This is a genomic window from Enterococcus hailinensis (genome assembly GCF_045862035.1).
Taxonomy (GTDB): domain Bacteria; phylum Bacillota; class Bacilli; order Lactobacillales; family Enterococcaceae; genus Enterococcus_A; species Enterococcus_A hailinensis.
In genome coordinates this window covers 46,017-60,957 of sequence record NZ_BAAFRV010000011.1, presented here as the reverse complement: position 1 = coordinate 60,957, position 14,941 = coordinate 46,017, and the positions used below count along the sequence as shown (strand labels likewise).

At 35.5% G+C, this 14,941-nt stretch carries 15 protein-coding genes; 1 reads left to right on the top strand and 14 read right to left on the bottom strand.

Features of this window, described 5'->3' with window-relative positions:
• Nucleotides 1-216 precede the first annotated feature (216 nt).
• Nucleotides 217-1,719 (top strand): AcpB/EbpR/MafR family transcriptional regulator, encoded by a 1,503-nt coding sequence (locus tag ACKTSC_RS09170; protein ID WP_407857420.1) that lies wholly within the window; start codon nucleotides 217-219, stop codon nucleotides 1,717-1,719.
• Nucleotides 1,720-1,738: 19 nt separating this feature from the next.
• On the opposite strand, the gene ACKTSC_RS09165 is transcribed toward ACKTSC_RS09170, so the two are convergent.
• The 14 genes from ACKTSC_RS09165 to ACKTSC_RS09100 form a co-directional block, all read right to left on the bottom strand.
• Nucleotides 1,739-1,849, bottom strand: a complete 111-nt coding sequence (locus ACKTSC_RS09165) for a putative metal homeostasis protein (RefSeq protein WP_332581189.1) — start codon at nucleotides 1,847-1,849, stop codon at nucleotides 1,739-1,741.
• Between the two features lie 28 nt (nucleotides 1,850-1,877).
• Nucleotides 1,878-2,900 (bottom strand): CobW family GTP-binding protein, encoded by a 1,023-nt coding sequence (locus ACKTSC_RS09160; RefSeq protein WP_332581190.1) that lies wholly within the window; start codon nucleotides 2,898-2,900, stop codon nucleotides 1,878-1,880.
• Between the two features lie 27 nt (nucleotides 2,901-2,927).
• A complete protein-coding gene (rpmG, locus tag ACKTSC_RS09155; RefSeq protein WP_332581191.1) occupies nucleotides 2,928-3,077 on the bottom strand; it encodes a 50S ribosomal protein L33 in 150 nt (49 codons plus the stop codon).
• A 19-nt stretch (nucleotides 3,078-3,096) separates the two neighbouring features.
• Complete coding sequence (locus ACKTSC_RS09150) at nucleotides 3,097-3,474, bottom strand: hypothetical protein (protein WP_332654242.1); 378 nt, start codon at nucleotides 3,472-3,474, stop codon at nucleotides 3,097-3,099.
• A 12-nt stretch (nucleotides 3,475-3,486) separates the two neighbouring features.
• A complete protein-coding gene (rpmF, locus tag ACKTSC_RS09145) occupies nucleotides 3,487-3,660 on the bottom strand; it encodes a 50S ribosomal protein L32 (protein ID WP_332581193.1) in 174 nt (57 codons plus the stop codon).
• 64 nt (nucleotides 3,661-3,724) lie between these two features.
• The gene (gene rpsN / locus ACKTSC_RS09140; protein WP_332581194.1) at nucleotides 3,725-3,994 is read right to left on the bottom strand and encodes a 30S ribosomal protein S14; all 270 of its coding nucleotides are present in this window, start codon (nucleotides 3,992-3,994) and stop codon (nucleotides 3,725-3,727) included.
• A 303-nt stretch (nucleotides 3,995-4,297) separates the two neighbouring features.
• The gene (locus ACKTSC_RS09135) at nucleotides 4,298-4,615 is read right to left on the bottom strand and encodes a DsrE family protein (RefSeq protein WP_332581195.1); all 318 of its coding nucleotides are present in this window, start codon (nucleotides 4,613-4,615) and stop codon (nucleotides 4,298-4,300) included.
• A gap of 525 nt (nucleotides 4,616-5,140) precedes the next feature.
• Nucleotides 5,141-7,630, bottom strand: a complete 2,490-nt coding sequence (locus tag ACKTSC_RS09130) for a Spaf_1101 family AAA-like ATPase (protein WP_407857419.1) — start codon at nucleotides 7,628-7,630, stop codon at nucleotides 5,141-5,143.
• A gap of 758 nt (nucleotides 7,631-8,388) precedes the next feature.
• Nucleotides 8,389-8,652 carry a type B 50S ribosomal protein L31 gene (locus tag ACKTSC_RS09125; protein ID WP_216428725.1) on the bottom strand — a complete coding sequence of 88 codons (264 nt, stop codon included), beginning with the start codon at nucleotides 8,650-8,652 and terminating at the stop codon, nucleotides 8,389-8,391.
• A 99-nt stretch (nucleotides 8,653-8,751) separates the two neighbouring features.
• Nucleotides 8,752-10,047 (bottom strand): transcription termination factor Rho, encoded by a 1,296-nt coding sequence (gene rho, locus ACKTSC_RS09120; RefSeq protein ID WP_332654251.1) that lies wholly within the window; start codon nucleotides 10,045-10,047, stop codon nucleotides 8,752-8,754.
• Nucleotides 10,048-11,319, bottom strand: coding sequence for a UDP-N-acetylglucosamine 1-carboxyvinyltransferase (locus tag ACKTSC_RS09115; RefSeq protein ID WP_407857418.1), 1,272 nt, complete (start codon nucleotides 11,317-11,319; stop codon nucleotides 10,048-10,050).
• Between the two features lie 257 nt (nucleotides 11,320-11,576).
• The gene (locus ACKTSC_RS09110; protein WP_407857417.1) at nucleotides 11,577-12,446 is read right to left on the bottom strand and encodes a class II fructose-bisphosphate aldolase; all 870 of its coding nucleotides are present in this window, start codon (nucleotides 12,444-12,446) and stop codon (nucleotides 11,577-11,579) included.
• Between the two features lie 182 nt (nucleotides 12,447-12,628).
• Entirely contained in the window at nucleotides 12,629-14,239 is a 1,611-nt protein-coding gene (locus ACKTSC_RS09105; RefSeq protein ID WP_332581200.1) for a CTP synthase, read from the bottom strand.
• A gap of 189 nt (nucleotides 14,240-14,428) precedes the next feature.
• Nucleotides 14,429-14,878 carry a YueI family protein gene (locus ACKTSC_RS09100; RefSeq protein ID WP_332581201.1) on the bottom strand — a complete coding sequence of 150 codons (450 nt, stop codon included), beginning with the start codon at nucleotides 14,876-14,878 and terminating at the stop codon, nucleotides 14,429-14,431.
• Between the last annotated feature and the right edge of the window lie 63 nt (nucleotides 14,879-14,941).

Genomic DNA, 14,941 nt, shown 5'->3' with positions numbered 1-14,941 from the left:
ATCTTTTTGTAACATTTCTTATTAATTCAAATTACAGCTAGACCAATTAATGAGTTCAAACTCCATTATTTAATATTATTTATTCGCTTTTATTTATATTTTAGGCTGATATTTTTTGTAAATTTATTGTTATTAAGTTATCTATTTAGCAATCTGCTATATCAAGTTCGCTTTTTTTGCTTTATACTAAAATTATTAACTGAATAGAGGCGATTTATGATGAGAAACGCTTTATCTTCCACTACCAATCGACAAATCGATATTATCGAGATTCTTCGTAATGCTGATAATTTCGTCCCAATAAAAGAAATATCCGAAAAAATTGATGCTGTACCAAAAACAATTTTAACCAATTGTCATGAGATCAATACTCAGTGGGGAGATATTGTGCAAATTGAAAAGAATGATCTATCAGAACTGCGGTTATCCGAAAAAGACAATCGTTCTGTCCAAGAAATCTTTTCTAAAATGATCAAAGAAAGTCCCAGTTTTCAATTACTAGAATTACTTTTTTTTAAACCTGGAAAATTAAGAACTGACTTAGAAAAAGAACTTTTTTTAAGTTCTTCTAGCCTTTATCGCCGGATCGTCCAATTGAACAAAGGGCTAGAAAGACGTGGACTCCTTGTCGATCGTAATGATCTATGTATCTCTGGAACAGATGAACTACAAATTCGTCTATTTATGACAAGTTACTTCTTAGAGGTCTATGATTCACTGGAATGGCCTTTTCACATAGAAAAAGGGCAACTTGATCAAGCCGTCCACTACCTCAATACTATTTTACAGCTAGAATTAACACCCTATGAACAAAATAAACTAGCCTTCTTGATTGCCGTAAGTTTGATTCGATCAGAACAAGGATATACCATCACTTTACCCTCTCAGCCGATTCATTTGTTCAAAACTGTTACTGCTCAACAGGAGGCGCTTAAAGATTCCACAAGACATTTGGAAGTTTATCTAAAAGAATCAGACTTAAATGATTTGTTTTACACATTGTTTTGGCAATCGATTGCCTGGGACTCGCTTGAAGAAGAACAACAGGTCGAGATGCTTTGTGATCATCTATTAACGACAGTCAGTGACGTCTTAAAACTGACTTTTTCCAAAAGGAGTCGTAGAAATTGTTTAAATTTATTAAAGTCGGTCTACACTTCTTATAAAGTCTATCCTTATGAAAATTTTATTGCGTATAATCGCGAACAATACAATAGCTTAACCCTCAAAAAAGACTTTACTGTCTTTTCTAAAGTCTTAGAAAAAGCCTTGATCAATCTCGAAACGAAAAATTCGACTCCCTGGTACTCCATGTACTTCGACCATCTCCTTTTTGGCTTATTTATTCATTGGAAAAATCTGCCTACACAATTAGATGCTTTACGCCAGCCGGTCGTCACTGAAATTTGTAGTGATCTAGGCGTCAAACATATTAGTCTACTAGTTTTTTACTTAGAAAAAAGCTATCATGAGAAAGTTTCATTGATCGTACGACCACAATTGTATGGCAATGATTTTACTTCAGAATTATTTACTTCAGATCTCTACATTACTAATTTTCCGACTGAGGATATCCCCGCAGAAAAACTTTTTGTCATTGCTGATGTACCTTCTAGAAAAAATCTGACTGCCTTAAGTAAAAAAATCGATGACATCCGCATCAATAAATTAATCAGTGAACTAGCTTATCTAACTGAAAAAAGCGAGCGTATCATCTAGGATGGACGCTCGCTTTTTTCTATTTTTTATTACGTTTAAATTCTTTGATAATTTTCAACGCTCGTTTTCTTGTTTTAATATTAGGACTTCTTAAGCGACGATATGCACTTGAAATATCTGTTTTTTCCATGATTTCCTCCACTAGTTTTTAATCAAACTCATTGATTGCTGGCTGTACAAAGTCGTTCGAACGTGCGCTCGATTTTCCCAACATTCAATTCTTTTCCGATCAAAACAATTTTCGTCATACCTGCGGGTAAGGTCGTTAATTGAAAATTGATTTGTTGATTGACACCCTGTAGTGCCATTGCTAATTCTTGATCTTTTAAAGTGACCATTCCCTTGAACCGGTAAAGGCGTTCTTGATTAGAAAAAACTAGCCAATCTAACCAGCGTACCAATAGTGCTTTATTCAAAACTTTATCTGTTTCAAGTAATAATGATTGGAAACCATGGGTGTCATCATGATCATGGTGATGCTCGTGCTCATGATGTTCATGGCCATGATCGTCATGATGATGCTCTTCAGCATGCTCTGTGTGCTCTTCTTCTATCAAAACAGGTGCCTGAAATTTATTCAAATTGAAAAATTCGGTTGCCTTGATGGCTTGATCTTTATAAAATTCAAGCTGATCTGCCAATGGGTTAATGCTATACAAAAGACGGCCAATTTCTGGCAATCGTTCTTTATCTGCTTCTTCTTTAACAGAAAGAAACATCCGATCAGCGATCGCGATCTGCTTCATGATCAATGGTTCTTTTAGATAATCCATGATATGATGCGTATCAACGACCGTCAAAATACTATCGATATAGTAACGATTATGTAACGTCGGCGCTGTCAATAATGTTTGAATGATCGGTTGTGGATCCGCGATCCCGGTCGTTTCAATAATGATTTGTGATACAGTGATCCGCCATTCTCTCGTTACATCTTCAATACTTTCCAATGTATTGATCAAGTCGCCTCTTAAGCTACAGCACATACAGCCATTATTCAGCTGAAGAACTTGCTCTTTCGTGTGCAATAACAGTTCGTGATCGATTCCTGTTTCTCCAAATTCATTTTCAATAATGATGATTTCCTCTTTTGGTACATTACTGGCTGCTAATACTTGATTAATCAGCGTCGTTTTACCAGAACCTAAAAAGCCGGAAACAATCGTGACTGGAATTCCCAAAATATCCACCTTATTTCTTTTAAATTTCTATTTAACTTCTCGGAAAATCGCACGACGGCGTAATTTTGGAGAATATTTTTTTAATTCCAAACGATCTGGGTTGTTACGTTTGTTTTTGCTTGTTAAGTACAAACGTTCTCCTGTTTCAACACATTCTAAAATAATATTTTGTCTCATTCTTACTCACCTTTTCCTATTATCTTTCGCTAAAATACTCTTCGAGCTGCGTTTTACTATCATAGTCGAACTGACCTTGTTTTAATTGAGCTAATAATTCTTGTTTCAATGATACAGGCATCTCCCAAAAACCATCGATGTTTTGGAAAAGCTCAGGATCATATGCTTCAAAAATTGGGTAGATTGTCAAAAATTCATCAAACGACAGACCCTGTTCTTCATAAAAATCTTGAATCAATCCTCGTTCAATTGCTTCAACTGTGGGAGAACCATTTTCAGTGATAATATGGTTTTCCACCATTGAGCGATATAATTCGCTTTTACTAAATTGTTCTTCACCATTTTCACGATAAAAATGAAAACTTTGTTCTACAAGTGGCGGATAAATGATATTCAAGACCTTCACCTCTTATTTCTTGTCGATTACTTTGCGGCCCTTATAATATCCTTTGAGTGATACATGGTGACTACGGTGATAATCACCAGTTGCATCATCAAAAGAAATTTCAGGTTTTACAATTTTATCATGTGTACGACGTAGTCTTTTTTTTGCTTTAGATGTTTTTCTAGCTGGTACTGCCAAGGTAATTCCTCCTAATATTCATATTGTTACTTTGATTTTTTATGCTATACTTTTATTTAATTGATTACCAGCTGGCTTTTTTCACACCTGGAATCACGCCTTTATGGGCTAATTCACGAAACTTAACACGTGACATCCCAAATTTACGCATGTATCCACGAGGGCGTCCGTCGATTTGATCACGTAATTTTAGACGATTTGGATTTGAATCTTTTGGAAGTTTTGCTAAACCTGCATAATCTTTATTAGCTTTTAGCTCCATACGTATTTCAGCATATTTTTCGATCATTTCTTGTTGCTTCTTCGCTTTTGCGATTTTAGATTTCTTAGCCATTCTTTTTTGCTTCCTTCCATTCCGATTTACACTCAGTAATTCGTAACTGTTACGATTTGACAAAAAGAACTTTACCAATAAATTTCACTTCTGTCAATAAAAAATAACATGAAATTTTATTCAGATGAATGTAGAAACATATCAACATACTAAAAACACTCTAAAGATAACGTTTCATCCAAAATTTTTTCTAAAATGGAAGTAGCCTTCAAAATCAAACTCCTAAAATAAGTAAAAAAAATCTCTTGATTACGTTCTTAAAGCAGTTACGCTTAAGACGGATCAAAGAGATTTTTTTCGTTTCTAAGGCTTGATATAGGCATAGCCCTTTTCCTGTAATTCAATTAAATCGATCACACCCGCTGGTACGACTTCTACCCCCTGAGGTAAATCCGACTTTTCTAAATGAAAAGCTTTCAAAGCATTTTGACAAGCATGAAAAGAAACCATTGGATAACTCGAGATAAACTCATGCGCTGCTTTTAATTGATAACTTTGAATCCCACTTCCATTAACGACTAAAATAATTTCAGTATCAGGTTTCAATTTTAGTAAATTTTTGATATTTTTAGCAGCTTCTGACCATTTTTCTAATTCATCTACATGAAAAACTACTTTCATTAAAATCACCCTCTCCATAACACTTGTTACTCTATTGTAGCAATACTTTCAATTTTTTTAAGTCATGACGCTTTTTCAAAAGACACACATCAAACCAGATAAATAAAAAAAGCAGACTATCCAAAGTGGATAGTCTGCTAAACGTTGAATGAACAATGTTTTGATTATTCTGCAGCGTTTGCGTCTTTGAGACCGTATTGAGAGCTGGATTGCTCTCTAGTGATATCTAATAAACAGAAAACAGTGTAAATACGGGATTCTTGAGGAATTTAAAAATCTAATGCAACCCAGTAAAATTTGATTGAGAAGGTCAAAAGTATGGTCAAAAAATACTCGCCAGTGTATTAATTAAATACAGTATTCTTTTTTACAATACTAATAAATTTACTATTCCTCGGTTACTAAAAAGTAATAATATACAAATTTAACATTTTAATATATATATAAATATAACCCCCTAATGTTTCTTCACTTATCAATAAAACACTTTTCTAATTAGAATTAATTGAATTAGTGAGAATTTTATTATATTAATTCTTCATACATAGAAACTTTTCTTTTATATGCCTCTGGCCCACCTTCTAGTATATTAATAACCTCTTTTTTTATATGTCTATCTCCAGAAAAACCCGCCTTATCTAGCCATCCGTGATCGGAATCAGATTTAAGTACAAAAACTTGTTCAGCCCCAGAGTTCATAACAATCGTCGAGTTATGAGTAGCAACAATAATTTGCCGTGTACCCTTTATTTCTCTAAGTTTCTTAACTAAATTATCATATATATAAACATTATCAAGATTATCTTCAGGCTGATCGATAACAAGTGGTGTTGTATCTCCTATAAAATTATTATATGCCAATATAAAATTTAATAACGCAACTACCTTTTGTCCCATTGATAGATCGGAAACCTTTTTCCAAACAGACTTTTTCGAATTAGCTAAACTATTATTATTGATATTGAATTTCAACTCAAAAATATCAACCTCAGAATAATACTCATTGATTTCTTGGAGTGATAGATATACATTTATCTTTATCAATCTACGGAGTTCGTTAAGTAATTTGTTAGTATTCGCAATTTCTGATAAGTTCAACTTACCAGAACTCAATACTTCAAAATCCGTAGGAAGAAATTGTTTGAGTTCTTTAAATCCGATTGTATCGTAGGATCTATCAATAATACTCAGAACCAAATTCCAAACACCAATATCATTTCCTCTTAGATTCAGAAAGTTTACTAATTCTCCTCTGGTTATACCAAATTTATTATAGAACTTATGTGCATTGTCAGGAGACAGATTAAAAATTTTCTCCCAAGGAAAATGATAATCAGTCTGTTCCAACTGTAAGTAGCTAACGTTTAACATATCAGTATTATTAGAATTCAATTTTACTAAAACTTGATTGATGATATCTCTTCTTTTTTCAAGAAGGATGTCCATTCTATTGATTGCATATTTTATTGTGTTTAACGATACTGTCTTCTTTCTGAATCTTGCTCGTGGTTTATTCGAAATAGTTTCTTGTTTCTCGAAAATTTCTTGAATAAAGCTGTTTAATTTATCTCTCGATTCAGCAGCATTTACTAAGTCGGATATAGCAAAAACATTGATAAACATTGCATCCAGCATTGCTGTTTTTTTCTTCGTCACTTCGCGTAGTTCATTACCATCATACCTCCAAAGCTGGATACTATCCCGTATTGCTCGTTTTCTCTTATACCTTAGTTTTGCGTTATGATTGTAGTCATGTAGACCTCTTCGTCTTTCAATCTCTTCCTCTATTTGATTATACTCCGGATCTCCACCCAGATTTGAAATGTAATATTTTTTCCCGTTGAAAACATATTCAACAAGGATACTCCCTTGAGAGAAAATATTTTTTAAGATTGAATCATTTGAAACTTGTTGCGAAGTTAAATAATCTAAACAATTAAGCACCGTGCTTTTTCCAGAACCTCGACCCCCAATAAAAGCATTCATTCTTTCTGAGAATTTAAAAACTAAAGGTGTATTGTCATTACACTTAAGAAATCCACATCCTTCTACAAATAATGCAGAGATATAAGATACAGGTTTTTTAGGAAGTGACAAAGAAAAAGATTGATTATAATCGTTTAAAGCAGTAACTAACATTTTAAACCCAACTTTTTTTCCTTTGATCCACATCGGCTTTGTTCCTAAATCGTTAATAGTATGAGAGTCTTCATCCAGAATAAAAAGGCTTGGTGATTTTTCTGATCGAATTTCATTGATTTTATCAAAGTAATATTGCGTATTCTTTTCAGTAATATTATGAAGTCCAAGTAATACTTTTGAAGTTAAAGAAAAAAGCTCTTTTTTATAAGCACCGCTTAAAGAATCTTTAAAAATGTTAGAGCTATTGACATGCGCAATATAACCTACCCCATTACTTTCACTAATCATCTTTAGAACGTGGAGAGCCGGTTCATAGGTTCCTCCTTCTTCATCAACAATGGTTTTTTGTAATTTTATGTAGAAATCCTCTAGTTCTTTCATATCGTCTGGAAAAAAAGCTGCTACGTGATTTTTATCAGAACAAGATATTTCAATACCTGGTACTACATGTGTATAAACTGGAGTTTCTATAGATTTCTCTTTATAGAGTTTATCAATAGTAGCTTGTAATTGCTTAACTCCTTGAATTGTATTGTGGTCCATAACAACCGCCATTTCCACTTCCTCTTTCAGAAGAACAAATGCCATTAAAAAGAAGAGCCCTTGTTGAATAACACTGAATATAGCGTTATCTGTTTCTAATAAAGAATCAAAGCCATGGTTGGATAAATAATTGGTTGGAAATCCTTTCTCAACCAACAACTCCTCAATCTGCTCTAATTTTATCTTGCTGACATCAAATTTTTCGAAAAGACCATAGTCATAAGATGCAGGTGTATGAATATGAAAAATACATTTTTTGAATCTAGCACCCGAATTTTTCTCTCGTCGTTTTTCGTAATTAATAGTGTTGATCATCTCTTGAACGTACATACTTCAACATCACTCACTTTGTTTACATTTTGTGTTTACAGTGCTTCATTTTTTATAGTACATCGAAATACTCATTCTAAATCAGAAAAAATAAAGTATTTTCATATTCTAGGCAATTCCCAAGAAGGGTTTCGCCTTAAGCGAATCACCCTTCTTGGGGATTTTGCCTATTGAATAGCGGCGCGCCGCTGTGCATGCCCCGTTCTAACAGGGGGCTAACTATAAGCGATAAAAACTTAAAAATATCCGATTACAGACTGGCATGTCAACGTTTCTCACTGTCTCTTCAGATGGAGTTTGTCACAAACAATCTTTCAAATAATCATTAATAATTTTGACTTAGATATGCAGCAGTTTTTTCTGTCTCGATCTTAATTCTCCAAATTGTGACATACTGTATCCTAAATCCGTTCTTATTATCTTGATTCTCGTACCTACTTCAATCGCATCTGGTTTCATATTTTCAATCTCTTAAAACTTTTTACTATAAAAAATCATAGCAAAATACGGAATAAACCACAAATGAAAAAATGTACTTTTTATTATATTGAAGCGTGGCTATACACGCGGTATTATTTATATATACTCAAATTCGTACTATATTGTTCTTTGAACTAAAAGGATCAGGATGTCGATTCACTAATTTTATGAAGGAAGCTGATCAAAAAAAAGAATGAGTTTCGGTATGGTCAAAACGCAAAAAAAACAGACTATCCAAAGTGGATAGTCTGCTAAACGTTGAATGAACAATGTTTTGATTATTCTGCAGCGTTTGCGTCTTTGAGACCGTATTTTTTGTTGAAACGGTCCACACGTCCATCTGCTTGAGTGAATTTTTGACGACCAGTGTAGAAAGGATGAGAGTCTGAAGTAACTTCGACACGGATTACTGGGTAAGTATTTCCGTCTTCCCATTCAACTGTTTCTTGTGAAGATTTAGTAGAACCTGACAAGAATTTGAAACCTGTAGTTGAGTCCATAAATACTACTGGGTGATATTCTGGATGAATTCCTTGTTTCATAGTTTTTTTCGCTCCTTTGCCCTGAATCATTTGCTGGTTCAGAGTTATTTTTGCAATTCGCAACATGAATATACTATCATGAATAATCTAACAATGCAATTATCTTTTTTGATTTCGACGGGGAGTTTTTCCACCGAAAGAAACGTCCTTGAATGCTTTGAAGACTTCTTCGTTATTCTTAGATTTTTTCAAAAAGTTAATAAATTGTGCGGTGTACTCTAGTGAATCACCGACCATATTATTGCGAATTTTCCAAATTTCTTCGAGACGATTGGCCGGCATCAATAATTCTTCTTTACGAGTCCCTGATTTTTTGATGTCAATAGCAGGGAAAATACGACGTTCAGCTAAGTCACGAGAAAGCTGCAATTCTAGATTTCCGGTTCCTTTGAACTCTTCGTAAATAACATCATCCATCCGACTGCCTGTATCGACTAAGGCCGTCGCTAAAATCGTTAAACTTCCGCCTTCTTCGATATTTCTAGCGGCACCAAAGAATTTTTTCGGTTTATATAAAGCGGCTGGATCGATCCCCCCACTTAACGTACGTCCACTTGGTGGAACTACTAAGTTATAGGCCCGAGCTAAACGCGTGATACTATCCATTAAGATCACTACATCACGTTTGTCCTCTACTAAACGCATCGCACGTTCTAAAACTAATTCAGAAACGCGGGTATGATTTTGCGGTTGTTGATCAAAGGTAGAATATACGACTTCGCCTTTGACGCTACGCTCTAGATCAGTTACTTCTTCCGGACGCTCATCGATCAATAATACGATTAATTCAACATCTGGATGATTGTCTGTGATACCATTGGCGATTTCTTTTAGAATCGTTGTTTTACCTGCTTTGGGTGGCGCCACGATCAAGCCACGTTGGCCAAAACCGACTGGTGAAAAAATATCGATCATTCGAGTCGATAAGCGGCCAGATGTCGTTTCCAAAACTAATTGCTCTTCCGGATATAACGCCGTCAACGCTGGAAAATGTGGTCGTTCTTTTGCTTCTTCTGGGTCTTTTCCGTTCACACTTTCAACATGCATCAAGCCATAATAGCGTTCAGATTCTTTTGGCGGTCGCGCTTTCCCCGCAACCAAATCCCCGTTTCGCAAACCGAAACGACGGATCTGTGAAGAAGAAATATAGATGTCTTCTGCACTTGAGCCATAATTGATTGGGCGTAAGAAACCATAGCCATCTTGTCCTACGATATCTAAGACGCCTTCCATATAGAAGAATCCTTGTTTTTCTGCTTGAGCACGAATCACAGACAGTGATAATTCTTTTTTATTCATTTGACTGTAATAGGGAATTTTGAAATCTTTAGCATAAGCATAGATTTCTTTTAGCGTCTTGTTTTCAAGTTCCGCCATTGTTAAATAATCGCTCATTTACTCTGCCTCTTCCTCATCGATCATTTCGATAGTCGCACCAAGAGCTGTCAATTTTTCAATAATATGATCATATCCACGTAAAATATATTCTACGTTATAGATCGTTGTTTTTCCTTCGGCCATCAATCCAGCGATCACAAGGCACGCACCTGCACGTAAATCAGAAGCGACTACTTCTGCACCATGTAATTTGTTTGGACCATTCAATACGATCATATTTCCTTCTACGCGTGCATCAGCACCCATGCGGACCAATTCGGGAATGTGATTGACACGTTTAGAATAGATTGTATCGATGATTTCTGCCGAACCTTTGGCTTTTAGTAATAACGGAGTCAAAGGTTGTTGCAAGTCCGTCGCAAAACCAGGATATGGTGATGTCTTCACATCAACCATTTCTAAGTTTTTCGATGGTAAGACTTCAATACTGTCTTCAGAAATATTCATCTCTACACCGATTTCTTCTAACTTAGCAATGAAACTTTCGATATGCTCATAGATGACATTATTGACTGTTACGCCTTCACCAATTGCGGCTGCTAAAGCTAAATAAGTCCCTGCTTCAATTCGGTCAGGAATGATCGAATGCACACAGCCATGCAATTCTTCAACACCTTCGATTCTAATTTCATCTGTACCTGCTCCGCGAATTTTCGCACCCATGTTGTTCAACAATGTAGCAACGTCAATGATTTCGGGTTCTTTTGCAGCATTTTCAATGATTGTTTTTCCTTTAGCTTTTACGGCCGCTAACATAACATTGATAGTCGCACCAATAGAAACCACATCCATAAAAATGCGGTCGCCTTTCATGCCGCCTTCTTCTGTTCGTAAATAAATTACTCCTAATTCATTGGATACATTGATCCCTAGACTCTCAAATCCTTTGATGTGCAAATCGATTGGACGAGGACCTAAGAAACAGCCTCCTGGTAATCCTACGACGGCTTCACCAAATTTACCAACTAAAGATCCCATAAAATAATAAGAAGCACGTAAAGAATTGATTTTGCCGCTCGGCATCGGGATTGATTTAACATTCGTCGGATCAATGACCATTCGATTGTTTTCAAAAGTAACTTCTGCACCCATGATCTCTAAAATCTCAATCAATGAATGAACATCTTGGATATCGGGAACCCCCTCTAAAGTCACAGGAGAATCTGCCATAATTGCTGCTGGAATTAATGCGACCGCACTGTTTTTAGCGCCGCTGATTGTAATATTACCTGATAATGGCTTTCCGCCATGGATTTCAATTTTTTTCATTTATATTCACCTAATTAATTATTTTTAAGTTGATAGATCATGAATTATTTTAGCATATTATTACCAGCATAAAAAGGAAGCATTCCCAAAACTCAGAAGATTGTTAAATGAAAAGCCTTACAAAAACCTTTTAAAGATGAATATTAGAAAAACGTTTTAAATAACTCTGTAAATGTTTAAACAATTAATTTTTTCTTTTTCTATGTAAAAAAAGATGCATGCCAATAGTTGGCATACATCTTCTTGATTCAAACAAATTAAGCTTTGTTTGCTGAACCGAACCAGTCGATATGTTCTTCAGCATCTTTAACGATTGCAGCAGCACCTGGTGCTAACAATTTACGAGGGTCAAAGCCTTTTCCTTCTTTATCTTTGCCAGCTTCGATATATTCACGAGTTGCTTTAGCAAATGATAATTGGAATTCAGTATTAACGTTAACTTTTGAGATACCCATTGAGATAGCTTTTTCGATTTGTTCTTGAGGAATACCAGAACCGCCGTGTAATACTAGAGGTACTTCAGAACCTACAGCATCAGCGATTTCTTGTAAGTGGTCGAATGCTAAACCTTTCCAGTTTTCAGGGTATACACCGTGAATGTTACCGATTCCGCATGCTAGGTAATCTAGACCTGTAGCAACCATTTGTTTACATTCTTCAACGTCAGCTAATTCACCAGCGCCGATGATTCCGTCTTCTTCACCACCGATTGAACCAACTTCACATTCAACAGAGATACCTTTAGCGTGAGCTTTTTCAACTACGTCTTTAGCTAATTTCAAGTTTTCTTCAAATGGTAAATGAGAACCATCGAACATGATTGAAGTATAGCCAACTTCGATACATTCTAAAGCAGCTTCATAGTCACCATGGTCTAAGTGGATTGCAACTGGTACAGTGATACCCATTGAATCAACTAAGTTAGTGATTAAGTCTTTTGCAACTTTGTAACCACCCATGTATTTTGCAGCGCCCATTGAAGTTTGGATTAGAACTGGTGCTTTTTTAGCTTCTGCAGCTTTTAAAATTGATTGCGTCCATTCTAAGTTGTTTGTGTTGAATCCACCTACTGCATATCCGCCTTGACGTGCAGCTTTTAGAAATTCTGCTCCTGATACTACTGGCATAAAAAATTCCTCCTAAGGTTTTTTACTATTTGGTTAAGCCTTGCTTAACTAACGTGTTAATTCTAACAAATATTCGCTCGCTTTGCTACTCCCAACTATCCGATAAAACCTTTACATTGCAACTTTTTTTCTTTTCTTACAAAAAAAAACTGAAAGGATTCAAATCCTTTCAGTCTTTTTTACTATTTTGCTTCTTTACTTTCTAATGATGCACCGACAAAAGCTTTGATTAATGGTTGAGGACGATTTGGACGAGAAATTAATTCTGGGTGGAATTGACATCCGACAAAGAATTTATTTTCAGGAATTTCTACGATCTCAACTAAACGATTGTCTGGAGAGACACCAGAGAAGACCAAGCCTTTTTCTTCAAACATTTCACGGTATTGATTGTTAAATTCAAAACGGTGACGGTGACGTTCTTGGATTACTTCTTCATTATTGTATGCCATTGCAGTTTTGGTACCTTTTTTCAATTTACATGGGTATAGACCTAAACGTAATGTTCCACCAAGGTTTTCTACATTTTCTTGGTCTGCCATTAAATCAATGATATTGTGTTTTACACCTGGAACTGTTTCTGCTGAATGAGCATCTTCAAGTCCAGCGACATTACGACCAAATTCTACGCAGGCCATTTGCATACCTAAACAAATTCCTAAGAATGGGACGTCATTTTCACGAGCAAAACGAATCGCTTCAATTTTTCCTTCGATCCCACGATCACCAAATCCGCCAGGTACTAAAATACCATCAGCACTTGCCAATTTTTCAGCGACATTTTCACGTGTCACATCTTCTGATTTGACCCAATCGATTTCGATATCTGAATCAAAAGCAAAACCGGAATGTTTCAACGCTTCAACAACAGAAATATAAGCATCTGGTAATTCAACATATTTACCAACTAAAGCGATCTTAACTTTTTTCTTAAGGTTCAAGACTTTTGATTCAAGCGCACGCCATTCTGTCATGTCTGCTTCTGGTGCATCGATTTTTAAATGTTCACAAACGATTCGATCCATTCCTTGTGCTTGTAATGCCAATGGAATAGAGTACAATGTTTCAACATCGCGTGATTCAATGACGGCTTCTGGATCAACATCACAGAATTGCGCTAATTTATTTTTTGTTCCTTGAGAAACAGGTTGTTCCGTACGAACGACTAAAATATTTGGTTGAATACCTAAACCGCGTAATTCTTTTACGCTGTGTTGTGTTGGTTTAGTTTTCATTTCGCCAGCAGCTTTTAAGTATGGAATCAATGTTGTATGGATATACATTACGTTGTCCGCACCAACTTCTGCTTTCATTTGACGTAAAGCTTCTAGGAATGGTAAAGATTCGATATCCCCAACTGTTCCACCGACTTCGGTAATGATCACATCTGAATCAGTCATTTTAGCCGCGCGCATGATTTTTGATTTGATCTCATTTGTGATATGTGGGATAACTTGAACTGTTGCACCTAGATATTCGCCTTTACGCTCTTTACGAATAACTTCTGAATAGATTTTTCCTGTCGTTACGTTGGAGTATTGGTTTAAATTGATGTCGATAAAACGTTCATAGTGACCCAAGTCTAAGTCCGTTTCAGCACCATCATCTGTTACAAAAACTTCTCCGTGTTGGTAAGGACTCATCGTACCTGGATCGACATTGATGTAAGGATCGAATTTTTGGATAGTAACTTTCAATCCTCTATTTTTAAGCAAACGTCCCAGTGAAGCTGCCACGATCCCTTTCCCGATTGATGAAACTACGCCGCCAGTTACAAAAATATACTTTGTCATAAATGATAAAACTCCTTCATACTAATTTGCAGGAAACGTCTAGAAAAAACAAATAAAGCTCCCTATCCAAACTGAATAGGGAGCTATGAATTCACTAAACACTTGACCCTTACTAAAAGGGTGCCCAAGCAGTATAATACCCACACTTGCCGAAAATGTCAACAGAAATTAATTACAGCTTATTTTTATTTAATCAAATAGCCGTCCAAAAAAGCTTTTTTTCTCTTTCGGTTCTGCTTCTGTAATTGTTTTATCCGTTGGATATTTTTCTTCAATATCGATGATTTCTTCATTGACCGCATGATCTGTTACTAGTAACGCTCCAATGCTATCTTCGTTTTCAACAGTAGCATCATTGACAATCGTAAAATCAACTGCGTTTTTAGAAGCTAGTTTGATAAAGGCTTGCTGCACCTTTTCCGCTACTTCTCCATTAATCAATAACTTACCTTCCGGATACTTTTTGATCTCCATCAATAGATGTTCACAGTCAGTTTGATTACTCATTTCTCGGACAGTCATACTTACGAGACACCGTTCACGAAATGTGCCTAAATATTTTCTTTGCTCATCAGGATTGATTTTAGGAGAACCATATCTTCCTTTATCCAAATGCTGTTGCAATTCATCCTTTGCCAAACAATCACTTCCTCAAATTGATTTTATTGTTCTAAGTATATCAAAAGAACTCAAAAAATGCTG

Coding starts and splice junctions, on each gene's coding strand:
- ACKTSC_RS09170 (WP_407857420.1), top strand. CDS start 217: ATGATGAGAAACGCTTTATCTTCCACTACCAATCGACAAATCGATATT.
- ACKTSC_RS09165 (WP_332581189.1), bottom strand. CDS start 1,849: ATGGAAAAAACAGATATTTCAAGTGCATATCGTCGCTTAAGAAGTCCT.
- rpmG (WP_332581191.1), bottom strand. CDS start 3,077: ATGAGACAAAATATTATTTTAGAATGTGTTGAAACAGGAGAACGTTTG.
- rpsN (WP_332581194.1), bottom strand. CDS start 3,994: ATGGCTAAGAAATCTAAAATCGCAAAAGCGAAGAAGCAACAAGAAATG.
- ACKTSC_RS09135 (WP_332581195.1), bottom strand. CDS start 4,615: ATGAAAGTAGTTTTTCATGTAGATGAATTAGAAAAATGGTCAGAAGCT.
- ACKTSC_RS09130 (WP_407857419.1), bottom strand. CDS start 7,630: ATGTACGTTCAAGAGATGATCAACACTATTAATTACGAAAAACGACGA.
- ACKTSC_RS09125 (WP_216428725.1), bottom strand. CDS start 8,652: ATGAAACAAGGAATTCATCCAGAATATCACCCAGTAGTATTTATGGAC.
- rho (WP_332654251.1), bottom strand. CDS start 10,047: ATGAGCGATTATTTAACAATGGCGGAACTTGAAAACAAGACGCTAAAA.
- ACKTSC_RS09115 (WP_407857418.1), bottom strand. CDS start 11,319: ATGAAAAAAATTGAAATCCATGGCGGAAAGCCATTATCAGGTAATATT.
- ACKTSC_RS09110 (WP_407857417.1), bottom strand. CDS start 12,446: ATGCCAGTAGTATCAGGAGCAGAATTTCTAAAAGCTGCACGTCAAGGC.
- ACKTSC_RS09105 (WP_332581200.1), bottom strand. CDS start 14,239: ATGACAAAGTATATTTTTGTAACTGGCGGCGTAGTTTCATCAATCGGG.